Here is a 12689-nt window from a genome sequence, read left to right as displayed (position 1 = left end):
AAATTAGTGAAGATATTAAGCTATAGTTATCTCCATTCTAATTGGGCATTGGGCATTGGGCACTTGTACTGAGCGAACGCGAACAGCGTCTGGTAGAGAAGCCGTTGGCGCAGCCTCTCGTAGAGAAGTATTGGTCATTGGGCACTTGTACTGAGCGAAGCCGAAGCAAAAAAATTGTAGGTTGGGTGGAGCGGAGCGCAACCCAACCTACATCTAATGCACTATTATTAAGCCCTCTGCGCCTCTGTGGTTCGTTTTCTTGGAAATCCCTAATGACAAATTACAAAACTTCACGTCCCAAATAAGGTTGGAGCGCTTCTGGTATCCTCACCGTCCCATCAGGTTGTTGATAATTCTCCAAAATTGCTGCCATCGTCCGCCCCACCGCCAAACCCGAACCATTCAGAGTATGCACAAACTGGGTACCTTTCTTTCCCGCCTCTTTGAAGCGAATATCAGCCCGTCGCGCCTGGAAATCTATAGTATTGGAACAGCTAGAAATTTCGCGGTATTTGCCAGAAGAGGGCAACCAAACCTCTAAATCATAAGTTTTACTAGAAGCAAATCCCAAATCTCCAGTACTTAAATTTACGACTCGGTAAGGCAACTGCAACGCCTGTAAAATTGCCTCTGCATTCCCCACCAATTTTTCCAGTTCATCAAAAGACGTACTGGGTTCGACAAACTTCACCATTTCCACCTTGTTAAACTGATGCAGGCGAATTAATCCCCGCATATCGCGCCCATAACTACCAGCTTCGCGGCGAAAACAGGGAGTAAAAGCACAGTGATAGATAGGCAAATCTTCAGCAGCGAGAATTTCACCTCGGTAGAGATTTGTAACTGGGACTTCCGCCGTAGGAATCAGCCACAAGTCATCATCAGCGCATTTAAAGCTTTCTTCAGCAAACTTGGGTAACTGACCGGTCGCCGTCAAAGACTCAGTATTAACTAACAACGGCGGACTAACTTCCACATACCCAGCTTGAGTATGGAGAGCCAGCATAAATTGAATTAATGCCCTCTCCAGTGCTGCACCAGCACCTATCAATGTCACAAAGCGACTTTGGGCAACTTTTACAGCTCGCTCAACATTCAAAATACCTAACTTTTCGCCAATTTCCCAGTGAGGGAGAATATTCTGATTTTGGGGAATATACTCATCACCCCAACGCCGCACTTCTACATTATCTTCCTCATTCTTACCAAGGGGTGTAGAGTCGCTTGGTAAATTGGGAAGTGCCAACACAAGTTGGGCAATTTCAGCTTTCAGGTCTTTTTCCTGGGGTTCCAGTTGGCTCAACGTCGCTTTGACAGAATTACCTTCATCCCGCAAAGCTTGAATTTCCGAGTCTTGAGGATTTATCCCAGATTTAATCTTTTGCCCAACAATTTTACCGATTTCGTTGCTACGAGCTTGGAGTTGACTACGCCTCCCCTCAAGTTCTCGTTGTTGCCGATCTAACTGTAATATCGGTTCGATGTCATATTTACCACTACGACTGTCCAAGCGTTGTTGAACTAATTGCGGATTTTCCCGTATTTGCTTGATATCCAGCACAGATTTTTCTCAGTTTTTAGCCTATTATCTACCTGCCAACACATCAGCATATACTGATTTTGGCTTGCCATGACTGGAAAAGCAAAGTTTATTAGCAAAAATCAGTTTTAACCAATCATGAACTGGTAAGTAAGTGGGCAAGAATAAATCAAACTACGTTAGGGATTTCCAACAAATAAATTACTACTACTTGTGGGGTGGGCATCTTGCCCGCCCATAGACAAAGGCGGGCAAGATGCCATTGGTGTCAAGTTAAGAAAAATAGAAACTTGTCAAGTGGGTCAAACTTAATGATTAAACTCAACACAAGGGTGTTGAGAATAGCCATGAGTCAGCCACGCAAAAAACAAGGAAATCCAGATTTTTGCAAACCCCACAACTACAACTCATTCCTTGGTTGGTTGAGCATCAGCGTTCTATGGGCTTGGTCAAAGCCATTGGTCAACGGCATCGACGCAACGCCTCAAGATCCCTTGACATCTGGGCTGAAGCTTTAACTTGACACCAATGGCAAGATGCCCACCCCACAGTAAGTCCTGTGAGTATTTTTTTATTTGTCAGTCCCTTACGCAATATAAATTTAATTATTTACTCTCTCCGACTCTACGCTTATACTAAGCTCGGTTAATGCGATTGAGTAGCCAAAGTGACGCCACAAGCCCGGCAAAGTGGGCTGAAACAGTGTTGGTGTTTGCTTGTACCACAAGCATATCTAGACCGCTAATAATCCGGGTTGGGTCAAACAATTGGGTAGTTATAGCTTGGGGAGATATAGATCTTGCTACCAGTGTCCCAACGATCGCTTGCGCCCCCAAAAGAGTCACCAGCGTTCCTCCTAAATTCACCCACAGCCCTAAGCGTAATACTTGCACACTCTCGCTTTTCCGAGGGCGGTTGCTGGGATTCGAGGATTCCAGTTGCTTGCCAATTCTAGTGTAACGGTAAGCTAAATAAATCCCCCCACCCAAAATAACCAGTCCACAAATTGCTAAAAATACGCCAAAACCAGTCCCAGGATTATTACTAGGACTGCCAGTTCTTTGATTAAAGACGGCGAACAGCAGCACAATTATGCTAGAAACAACGCCTAGTACTAGCTGAATCCAGAAGCTAATCCAACCTGTAAGGCGAAAAGTTAGGGCGATCGCCCTAAGAGTTGAGGAAGATGATGGGGCATCGGGAGTTTTTGACATACTGTGAACCAATGTGCTGGGCGCTTGATTAAGGACGCGAGGACACGGAGACACGGAGAGTTGTTTCCCCTCGTCCCAGCGTCTTCTTTGATAAATTTACTATCACACTTGCCAAATCGGACAAGAGATTCTCAAGTCGAGGAAATCAGAAATGATTACTGCTTATACCGTTTCACTTTAATAATGATACAAATACGTTGCTAGGGGCACAGAAAAAGCTCATACGTGTCAACTTAACGTAAAAGCTATGTCCCGCAAGGAACTTCAGTTCCTTGGCTTTTAGCTCAAGTCAATCTTTAGATGACTAAATAATCCGAAAAGTCTTTAGTCTACTTCAATAGACTTGGGCTAAAAGCCAAAGAAATTTATTTCTGGGCGGGCGTGGAAGTCAACAAGCGATTTCTAGCTTAAGTTGACACGTATGAGCATTGCTGTGCCCCTACGAGAAATCTATATGTATCAGGGTTTGTGTGAAATGGTATTAGGTGTGTCCACAGGCGTAGCAGCTTTAACCCAGACATATCCCTTAGCTTAAACTTTTAGAATCTGCATTCGGAAAATTACTGTAAAACAAAGTGTTTATTAAGTTTTACAGACAAAATTCGATTTTACCTGTAAAATTTCTTCGATGGCATTTTATTGCTTAAGCAGTTCTAACCAGAACGACATCACTTAACACCAAGGTAGTGACTTCGCCACTGTCTGTTCGCTTCTCACCACACCGTATCGAGCTTGAGTAGAGGTAGACTATTTTGTGCCCCTACAACTTGCAAACTCGTCCCACAACTTCACAGGCGTGGGTAATTATTTGGTGTTTACACTTGGGAAATTTAGTCTAAGTAGCTTTATCTATATTACTGACTTAGCAGTAGCACTGTATACTGACTACAAAGATTGTATAGCTTACCCTAAGGCATTTTTTTAGCCATTCACTAACCATGAAACTTGAGGATATATATCAATTCTTTGAGAATCCTCCGCCAACTTACCTTTGTCAGGAAGTTGCAGTTTGTTACATATTGTCTGTTTTGTTACAAAATGAATCCTACGGAACCGAGTTGATTGAGCAATTAGAAACTGAATATCCTACCTATAGACTTTCAGATACCGTACTTTATAGTGCAATCAAATTTCTGGAAGACGAAAGGGCAATCAGTGGATATTGGAAGAAACTCGAAGGACGGGGACGCCCCAGGCGAATGTACCAAGTTTCTCCCGAATGGCAAGTTCAAGCGCAGGATTTAGCTTTTCTTTGGCAAAACTACATTAATGGGAGAAAGTAATACCATTTTAGATTTTAGACTTTCCTACGGAACGCTACGCGTAGCTTGCTTCTTTGTTCGCGGAGCGCGATGCCCTGAGCTTGCCGAAGGGTCTCCTAGAGAAGGAGTACGGCGTGAGCGCTACTTCTCTTCTTAGGCTGCGCCAACGACAACGCTACTTCGATCCAACTCTTGGAGACGCTACGCGTAGCTTGCTTCCACGAAGTGGTACGGCAAAGCTCAGGGCAACGCGTCGCTCAGTACCCAACTCTTGGAGACGCTACGCGAACGGCAAGCTCAGGGCAGGCAAAGTCAGTACAAGTCAGTCGAAGGATTTTGGATTGTGCAAGAGTCCCTGATCATCGCACTGGTACTGCATTTGTCACAATCATTGTTCAAATTGGTACAACGAATAATTGATAATGAATAAGTCTCCTCCAATCAAACACTAACAATTAGTTATGGATACTGCTATTGTGCCATCTACGTTCCTGCTAACCTTGTTGTTATCGGTTGGACTGTTTTTCTTTATTCGTGCCTCGACTAAAGACCGCACAGAAACAGCACAACTGCTATCTGAGCGAGACGAAGCTGCTTTAATGTCTCAATTAAAAGAGTATTTTCGATCGCGGTCTTACCGAGTGGCAGAGGTAGACCGAGAACAAAACCAAGTGACTTTTGAAGGTAATGTTCGCCCCAGCTGGTTCTTAGCTATATTTCTAACTCTACTAGCAGCTACTGGTATTGTTTGTTTATCATTAGTCGTGTCCTTGCTTTTTCCTAGCCTTAGTACCCTTGTTCTGGCTATGGTATTGCTGTCGCCTTTAAGCGGTCTATTTTATTGGCAAAAATCTGGAAGACTTGAGAAGGTGTCGCTGAAAGTAGAAACAACTCAGAGCAACCAAACCTCCTCAAGTAAGATCACTGTAGTTGGCCATCGAGATGAACTCAGTGAGTTACAGAGGACTCTAGAGCTAAAGGCTGGTGAATAATTGTTAATTTTTGTAACCATCTCTTGACTATGATATGCAGACTTCTGACCTGACCTACTCTTTAGGCAATGCAAAGTTAGTAGGAAGGAAGAAATCAACGCTGCTGCTTTGTCAATTTTCCCCACGACATAAGTTGTGGGGAAAAATTTAAATTCATTAACTTAAATTTGTTGACAGAGCTTGCTTAACAATCCACGGCATAAGAGCGCTACTTCACTAGCGCTTTTAAACACGCTTGGCTCTATACTCACTCCTTTTTGCATCATCAAAATAGCATCAACCCATGCTATTTAGCGTGGTTTGAGACAAGTTTACTTTCTAACTACCTGGACTAGCTTGACTGGCAAATCAGCTAGAAACTAAAAAAAAATTAAATTTTGCATAAACTTAGCAATTTTGCCAGTTAATGATAGTCAGAAGCCACATTCAATGCCAAAGATGACTATCTCTGGTTCACCGAGTAGCTAAAGTAAGAGGTTCTTGACCTGGTGAAGGTTCTAACACCCTCAAACTAGGAAACAAGAAATGGTTTTCCTCTACGTATTGAGCACCAAACAGTCCCTTTTCTGCCCAGAAATAACGATCTGTGGTGTGTTCATTTCGTTTTACCAGTAGCAACGCAGGTGGCAAGATACCTTCAGCTTGAATGAATCTTCTCGCTGCTGTCACAGGTTTTTCTTCGCCACTTTCGATGCTATATTGAGGCACATGTTCCAGAATCCGCCGTCCTTCCTGACGACGACGACTTTTCCTTTTGCGTCTCCTTGCCAATATCTTGTCCTCCTCTTTCAAGCTAGAGATTGTAGTAATAGCTACAAAATTTGTCGTCATTATATAGGTTCTAGTTCAAAATATCAATAGTTTTTAACCTTTTAATATAAGAAAATTAATATCTTTGAAGATAGAGAAAATAAAATCACCTAAGGATATAATCCCCTGGTAGAAACCATCACGAAGAAGATTTTAGTTAAGCTTTATGAAATGAGTGAGGTAAAAACTAAGTATCCTCTCTTAATCATGCCTCAAAATCTGTAATCTTGAGCAAGAGCTAAAAAATGTTAATGTCTGCCAGTTCCGATTTTCTTGCTCTGTGTCGAGAGCAAATAGCGCTACTAACCCAAGGGCTGGGAGCAACTTTAAGTATTGTGTACCTAACACAAGAATTGGTAGAGACTCCTTCAGGTGAGGCCAAACTGATTCCTGTGGTGATTTACCCGGAAACAGCATTATTACCGCCAGGGGAGGAGACTGCGGAAGCGACGGTACACAAGCAACTTCAAGTTGGAAATGTGTTTGTATTACCCTATCGTCAGAGAAGGTTATTAACACCAGGGTCAGAATCTCAAACTTCGTCACGGGAGTCGGAGATACCAGATGCGTCTGGGCCCCATCTAAAAGAGGAATACTTATTTAGTGGCAACCAAATTGTTTTACCTCTGGTGTATGAGGGTGTGATGATGGGGTTACTGGTGACAGGTAGGGAAGACCGCGTATGGAATGAACACGAGGAAAGTCAGATTCAACAGATAGCCCAAACGTTAGCGATCGCTTGTATTTTAGATCAGCGACGGGCATGGTTTGAGCAGCAATTGCGTGAGCAACAAATTCTCCAAGAAAAACAGCGCGATTTGCTGGATAACTTGTTGCATCAGTTTCGCAACCCATTAACGGCATTGCGGACTTTTGGCAAACTGCTATTGAAACGACTGCAACCAGCAGACGCCAACCGGAATGTGGCAAATAGTATTGTGCGGGAAAGCGATCGCCTCCAAGAACTGCTGCAACAATTTGATCAAGTAATCGACTTGACAGAGGCAGATTTAGCACCACTACATCTAGCGGAAGATGAAGTTTTTGTAGAAGCAACTATTCAAAAATCCGCTAAACCACTGTTATTATTGCCGGGAACAGGAGATAAAGCAGTTGACTGCTCACTAGCAGATATATTAGAACCATTATTAATATCAGCCAAAGCGATCGCCCAAGAGCGAAAGCTAAAACTAATAACTGAAATTCAACATAATTCACCTCTAGTACGTGCCAATATCAAAGCATTACGAGAGGTATTAACTAACATCATCGATAATGCTTTGAAATACACTCCCACTGGGGGCAAAATTTTGATTCAGGCGGGGCAAGAAAAAGCGAATTTTCAGGGAATTGTCATCAGTGACAACGGGCCAGGCATTCCACCTCAAGATTTAGAGCATCTTGGAGAACGGCATTATCGGGGGGTACAAGCGCAAACAGAAATCCCTGGTACAGGTTTGGGGTTAGCGATCGCTAAACAATTAATAGAGCAAATGCAGGGTGAAATCGAGGTTTTCAGCCCTGCAATCAACTCTCAGCTAACTTCACCCGATGCGCCAGGGACTACGTTTATTATTTGGTTGCCGGAAGTTCAAAATTAGTCATTTGTCATTTGTAAATACTAATTCCCAATGCCCAATGCCCAATGCCCAATGCCCAATAACTATCTAAGTGAAACCAACAAATTCTGATTGATTGTCATTTGTAAATCGGTATTTGGGTCAATGGCGATTAAGTCAACACTATTCTTACCTAAAAGCAGACCAACCAACGCACCAATACCAGCGCCACCCAAGATTTCTTCTGTGGCAATGGCGCGATCGCCAGTGACAGCAGATATCGCAGTCGCTGCACCTGCACCCAATACAGTATCCTTGATAATTGCACTAGTACTAATACCTTTCTTGACGGTTTCAGTTTTGGTAATCACTTCTGAAGTAGCGTTGAGCTGATACTCTTGACCACTGGCCAAAACTAGTTTCTGGGCAGCGAATTGAGAACCGCCTGTCGCAGGTTTGAGTTGACCAATAATCTGACTACCAGCAGGAATCACTATAGTTCCGTCTTGCGTAACCACGTTTTGGGATACTGTCAATGTCAAAGGCGCTGTTTCATCCTTTGTAACCAGAATTTTTTCTGCTTTGTCATACTTCACAGCAATAGCAGTCCCTTGGGGAATTGTGACTGATCCATCTGTTGGGGTAGTAGACCCGACAGCCGCCACGACATAGGGCGAGTTAATTGCTGAGACTTGGTTAGAACTAACCAACGCTTGATAGATAAAAGCTGCTACCTGCGCCCGTCTAGCAGTTGCGGTTGGATTTAGGAACTTCACATTCGGATAGTTGACCACAATCTGCTTTTGGGTTGCTGCGGCGATCGGGCTACGGGCATAGCTAGCGATATTAGAGGCATCGTTGAAATATTGGAGAGTGCTTTCGGTGTTACCGCTAGGAGCGTTGACTACTTCAAGAAAAGCATCGTCTTGATTGGGGAATTTTGTGATAGGCTTGCCATCAGTTGGCGTGACCAAGAGCTTGCCAAATGGCGCACTGCGCCAATCGCATGAACGCAGGATGACTGGTATAATGTGGGATTCTCTTTGCTCATGCTTTTCCATCGCACGTTGCATCTCAATGCCATAACAATAATTGGAAGCTAGAAAATCTGAACTGACTAATAAAAGGATGATGTCTGCTTCTTCCAAGTTTTTGCTTATTGACTTATCGAATTCTTCACCAGCAGTTATTCGCCGATCATGCCATGTCTCAATGAAACCTTGCCTTTTTAGCATAGTAAGATGAACTTCCAGCTCATCGCGCAGGGTTTCATCCCGATGTGAATAAGAGAAAAAAACTGTAGCCATTCCACGATTATTAATTAAAGGCAGGTATTTGCTTATGATTAATACCTTTATATCTTATACAAGTACAAAAGAACTAATTCCCTAGAGTAAACATCAAGTTTGACAGTTCGTCTTTTGACAGCGATCGCAATTTAACTTACACTCCCACACTAGAGGAGTGCTGAGTACTGAGCAAAGAAGAAGAGAAAAGAATTTCTTCTTAATTCTTCAAAATCTTTATTCTGACACTCAGGACTCATGACTCAGAATTCAGGACTTTTTTTATGGTAGATTTGTTGCTGATCGCAATCCTGGGTTTTCTGGGGAGTTTTGGACATTGCTTTGGGATGTGTGGCCCCCTAACCGTGGCGTTTTCTCTGTCTCATCAGCCAAAACAGACATCACCCTCAGAAAAGTCCGACACTTGGCAACAGCAATTAAAATTTCATATCCTGCTAAATCTGGGGCGGATGTTGAGCTATGCTCTAGTCGGTGCCGGCATTGGGGCGCTAGGTTCGGTATTGCTGCAAGGTGGACAGCTAGCGGGTGTTGGCAGCGACTTCCGGCGTTGGATGGCAATTCTGACTGGTGTAATGCTGATTTGGTTTGGCTTAGGACAAGTAAAACCCGATTTGCTGCCGCGCATTCCCGTTTTGCATCCCCTATTGCAAGGTAGTTTACACGATCGCCTCAGCACCGGAATGATTAAGCTTTCCTTAAAAGCCAAATGGTGGACACCAATGCTTTTGGGGATGACTTGGGGTTTAATGCCCTGTGGTTTCCTGTATGCTGCCCAAATTAAAGCCGCTCAAACTGGCAATTTATGGATGGGTGGGGCAACTATGCTGGCTTTTGGCTTGGGAACCCTGCCCACGATGTTAGGTGTAGGCGTTTCCACATCATTGGTAAGTAAAGACAGGCGCAGTCAGTTATTTCGATTAGGCGGTTGGGTGACACTGATTATTGGCATGATCACCTTGTTGCGGACTGGTGACACAATGGTAGATTACACCGGACACGCCGCCTTAATCTGCTTAATCTTGGCGTTAATTGCGCGTCCGATTAGTGGCTTGTGGGCTTCACCACTGCGTTACCGCCGAGGCTTGGGAGTGGGAGCTTTTGTGCTTTCTGTAGTTCACACCGCCCATATGATTGAACACTCATTGCAATGGAATTTTGCCGCCTTTGATTTTATGCCGCCAGAATTTCAGTGGGGTATGGCTGCGGGTGCTGTAGCATTGTTATTAATGTCCCCCGCCGCTTTTACGAGTTGGGAATCATTGCAGAAATCTTTGGGCAAGCGTTGGCGACAGATTCATCTATTGGGTGTGCCAGCTTTGCTCTTGAGTGCCATTCATACTGTGTTGATTGGTTCCCATTACCTGGGTTCCTTGCAATCAACTTGGGGAAATAAATTAGCGGCAGTACTAATGGTAATTGTTACCCTCTGTGTCTTGCTAGTGCGATCGCGCTTTTTTTGGTCAAAGTTAGCCGTAGAAAAGTTTTATGTTCCCCCAACCAAATCGCGGTAAATCATCTTTGTTTTTTGACTCCATCTCAACAAGTCAAGAACAGAGATATTACCTAAACAAAGGAAGAATGAAGTATTTATTATTCCTGAGTTCCTTAGTTATATCAATAACTAATCTTTACCCTGTTGCTGCTCATCAGGTGGAGGTAGCCGCAGATGTCGGTGCCACCCTCCACGTTGAACCAAATGATAATCCTAGTGCTGGAGAACCGAGCCAAGCCTGGTTTGCACTTACCCGCAGAGGTGGAAAGGTGATTCCTCTGTCACAGTGTAATTGTCGGTTGGCTGTTTATGCCAAACCCTATGGAGCCGGAGAGCCACCACTCCTAGAACCAGCATTAGAACCTGTGGCAGCTGAACGCTATAAAGGCGTCCCAGGTGCAGAAATTGTCTTTCCCAAGCCAGGGATTTATGAGTTGCAACTCAATGGTAAACCAGTTTCTGGGGCAAGATTCAAACCCTTTAAGTTGAAATTTGAAGTGACTGTGGCAGGTGGCTCTACAGATAATTCACGAAATCGGCAAGATGTCAATGGTGATTTAGGAGAGGGTGAATCTCAAAAATTACCACTTTGGGCGATCGCCCTGCCAATCCTCGGATTTATCGGCATCTTAGTTGTCGTACTGCAAAGTATGAGGAGGAGTGGGGAGTAGGCTTGCCGTGAGCGTAGTCGAATGGGAGTAGGGGGGAGATAATGGAGCAATTTTTCTCCCTTGTCTCCCCGAAGTTCTCTGGCTCTAAAATGCCAAGGCGATCGCTTGGCTGAAGCTAGAATTAATAATTTAGGAATCAGGTTAAACTCTATCTACCATGACCACCACTACAAAAAAGCTCCGGAAATTATCGCAATCCTTGAGTGTTTAATCTGATTACGGGTTTTACTCATGACTAAACCATCAGCTTTTACACTGGTGGTTTTCGCTAATTTCAATTCACTCTCAACTAGCTTGGTTAATACGCCGTTGTAACTCGGTTTCAAATTCCTCATTAGTCCGAGTGATGACTTTTGGTCGCTGGTCTAACCTGTCCATTAAAATATGAAATGCCTTGCTGTCCTGTGGATGATATCTGACCCAATCTCTTAATTCATCATCTGACATGGCTTGATAATCAAGTTTAGTCATGGAAATCCAAGCTCACCATTTGGATATATCTCTATTTGTATTGTGTCCCCAATCAAAACATATATACGCTTCGTTCTTTCGTCCAGTCGCACCACGTTGATAGGCTGAAACATATTACTTGCTCTCACACATCTACTGTAGAACGCTTTCAATTGCTCTGTTGTTGGTTCGATCTAGACCCCACTCTCAATAAACCTATCAGTTAAGGCTGAAAAGGCTTGATTTTTCGTTGCTTATTCCGATGTTAAGTACAAAGAAGTAGCAAATTACCAAACCTAAGCAGACTAATTGTTAAGAGCTTTAATTTCCGAATATGCAGCCAATGTCATCAAGTCAAATTATGTCGCTTTTGATGCCACTGCCACGCATGAGCAACAATATCTTTGATAGATGGGTACTGAGGTTGCCAGCCTAAGATTGTTCTGGCTTGCTCACTGGTGCCAATGAGAATTGGAGGATCGCCAGGACGGCGATCGCGTTCTTCTACTGGTATCGAAACTCCTGTTACCTGTTCGGCGGCTGCAATTACTTCTCTGACAGAAAAGCCACTGCCATTACCTAAATTAAAAACTTCGCTATCCCCACCTTTTAATAAATATTCCAATCCCAAAATATGGGCATCTGCTAAGTCGTTAACATGAATATAATCACGAACACAAGTACCATCGGGTGTAGGGTAATCTGTGCCGAAAATTGAGATAGATTCTCGTTTGCCTAAAGCTGTCATCAGCACTAAGGGAATCAAATGGGTTTCTGGGTTGTGATCTTCGCCCAGTAAGCCACTGGGATTAGCACCAGCAGCATTAAAATAACGGAAACGCACTGATTGCAAACCGTAAGCAACATCAAAATCAGCGAGAATCTGCTCTACCATCAGCTTTGTAGCGCCATAGGGATTAATCGGATTTTGGGGATGAGTTTCTGGAATGGGTACAAATTCTGGTATACCGTAGGTGGCACAGGTGGAAGAAAAGACAAATTTCTTCACAGATGCCGTCAGCATTGCTTCTAACAGCGTCAAAGTGCCAACGACGTTATTGCGGTAATATTTGGCAGGGTCAGTCACCGATTCTCCCACGTAGGCATAGGCAGAAAAGTGCATCACAGCTGCAATATCGTGCGTTTTAAAGACGTGATCGAGCAAGGCGCGATCGCCTGTATCCCCTACTATCAGTTCTACCTGTAAAACCTTTTCTACTAGGTCACGATGCCCATAAACTAGATTATCAAGGATGACAACGTTATAACCCGCCTGCTTCAAAGCAAGCACCGTATGAGAACCAATATATCCAGCTCCTCCCGTTACCAAAATGGTAGGTTTTCCAGGCGACATAGTTTTTCCTTTTGAGTGGATTACTCAATTAATTTAGT

The 12689-nt window shown here is 43.7% G+C and carries 14 protein-coding genes; 7 read left to right on the top strand and 7 right to left on the bottom strand.

Translation table 11 applies throughout. The annotated features are described in order from the left end of the window. Positions 1 to 15 precede the first annotated feature (15 nt). A complete protein-coding gene (locus HWQ38_RS34665; protein WP_292803170.1) occupies positions 16 to 138 on the bottom strand; it encodes a hypothetical protein in 123 nt (40 codons plus the stop codon). 142 nt (positions 139 to 280) lie between these two features. Further along, positions 281 to 1561: a serine--tRNA ligase gene (serS, locus tag HWQ38_RS34660; RefSeq protein ID WP_292803167.1), complete on the bottom strand. Its 1281-nt coding sequence runs from the start codon at positions 1559 to 1561 to the stop codon at positions 281 to 283. A 326-nt stretch (positions 1562 to 1887) separates the two neighbouring features. On the opposite strand from serS, the gene HWQ38_RS34655 reads away from it, so the two are divergent. Continuing rightward, positions 1888 to 2058 carry a hypothetical protein gene (locus HWQ38_RS34655; RefSeq protein WP_292803163.1) on the top strand — a complete coding sequence of 57 codons (171 nt, stop codon included), beginning with the start codon at positions 1888 to 1890 and terminating at the stop codon, positions 2056 to 2058. Between the two features lie 117 nt (positions 2059 to 2175). Here the strand turns inward: HWQ38_RS34655 and HWQ38_RS34650 are convergent, their stop codons facing one another. Continuing rightward, positions 2176 to 2754 carry a DUF3611 family protein gene (locus HWQ38_RS34650; protein WP_292803160.1) on the bottom strand — a complete coding sequence of 193 codons (579 nt, stop codon included), beginning with the start codon at positions 2752 to 2754 and terminating at the stop codon, positions 2176 to 2178. A 938-nt stretch (positions 2755 to 3692) separates the two neighbouring features. On the opposite strand from HWQ38_RS34650, the gene HWQ38_RS34645 reads away from it, so the two are divergent. From HWQ38_RS34645 to HWQ38_RS34635, 3 genes are all read left to right on the top strand, one after another. Beyond that, positions 3693 to 4037, top strand: a complete 345-nt coding sequence (locus HWQ38_RS34645; protein WP_292803157.1) for a PadR family transcriptional regulator — start codon at positions 3693 to 3695, stop codon at positions 4035 to 4037. Between the two features lie 113 nt (positions 4038 to 4150). Further along, positions 4151 to 4375, top strand: a complete 225-nt coding sequence (locus tag HWQ38_RS34640) for a hypothetical protein (RefSeq protein WP_292803154.1) — start codon at positions 4151 to 4153, stop codon at positions 4373 to 4375. A 102-nt stretch (positions 4376 to 4477) separates the two neighbouring features. Next, complete coding sequence (locus tag HWQ38_RS34635) at positions 4478 to 5008, top strand: cofactor assembly of complex C subunit B (RefSeq protein ID WP_292803151.1); 531 nt, start codon at positions 4478 to 4480, stop codon at positions 5006 to 5008. Positions 5009 to 5461: 453 nt separating this feature from the next. Here the strand turns inward: HWQ38_RS34635 and HWQ38_RS34630 are convergent, their stop codons facing one another. After that, positions 5462 to 5779, bottom strand: a complete 318-nt coding sequence (locus tag HWQ38_RS34630) for a DUF3155 domain-containing protein (RefSeq protein WP_292803289.1) — start codon at positions 5777 to 5779, stop codon at positions 5462 to 5464. A 284-nt stretch (positions 5780 to 6063) separates the two neighbouring features. On the opposite strand from HWQ38_RS34630, the gene HWQ38_RS34625 reads away from it, so the two are divergent. Further along, positions 6064 to 7419: a GAF domain-containing sensor histidine kinase gene (locus HWQ38_RS34625; RefSeq protein ID WP_292803149.1), complete on the top strand. Its 1356-nt coding sequence runs from the start codon at positions 6064 to 6066 to the stop codon at positions 7417 to 7419. Positions 7420 to 7481: 62 nt separating this feature from the next. Here HWQ38_RS34625 and HWQ38_RS34620 read toward each other — a convergent pair whose 3' ends face one another. Then, entirely contained in the window at positions 7482 to 8684 is a 1203-nt protein-coding gene (locus tag HWQ38_RS34620) for a TIR domain-containing protein (protein WP_292803147.1), read from the bottom strand. 263 nt (positions 8685 to 8947) lie between these two features. Between HWQ38_RS34620 and HWQ38_RS34615 the strand changes: the two genes are divergently transcribed. Together HWQ38_RS34615 and HWQ38_RS34610 are read left to right on the top strand one after the other, a co-directional pair. Then, entirely contained in the window at positions 8948 to 10195 is a 1248-nt protein-coding gene (locus HWQ38_RS34615; RefSeq protein WP_292803145.1) for a sulfite exporter TauE/SafE family protein, read from the top strand. Between the two features lie 67 nt (positions 10196 to 10262). Beyond that, entirely contained in the window at positions 10263 to 10847 is a 585-nt protein-coding gene (locus HWQ38_RS34610) for a hypothetical protein (RefSeq protein WP_292803143.1), read from the top strand. A gap of 285 nt (positions 10848 to 11132) precedes the next feature. Here HWQ38_RS34610 and HWQ38_RS34605 read toward each other — a convergent pair whose 3' ends face one another. Beyond that, positions 11133 to 11318 carry a hypothetical protein gene (locus HWQ38_RS34605; RefSeq protein WP_292803140.1) on the bottom strand — a complete coding sequence of 62 codons (186 nt, stop codon included), beginning with the start codon at positions 11316 to 11318 and terminating at the stop codon, positions 11133 to 11135. A 328-nt stretch (positions 11319 to 11646) separates the two neighbouring features. Further along, positions 11647 to 12651 carry a UDP-glucose 4-epimerase GalE gene (gene galE / locus HWQ38_RS34600; RefSeq protein ID WP_292803136.1) on the bottom strand — a complete coding sequence of 335 codons (1005 nt, stop codon included), beginning with the start codon at positions 12649 to 12651 and terminating at the stop codon, positions 11647 to 11649. Between the last annotated feature and the right edge of the window lie 38 nt (positions 12652 to 12689).

The sequence above is a fragment of the Nostoc sp. NMS7 genome, assembly GCF_017115085.1.
Lineage (GTDB): Bacteria > Cyanobacteriota > Cyanobacteriia > Cyanobacteriales > Nostocaceae > Nostoc.
Note: the sequence above shows the minus strand (reverse complement) of the source record. Positions and strands in the feature narration are given on the sequence as shown.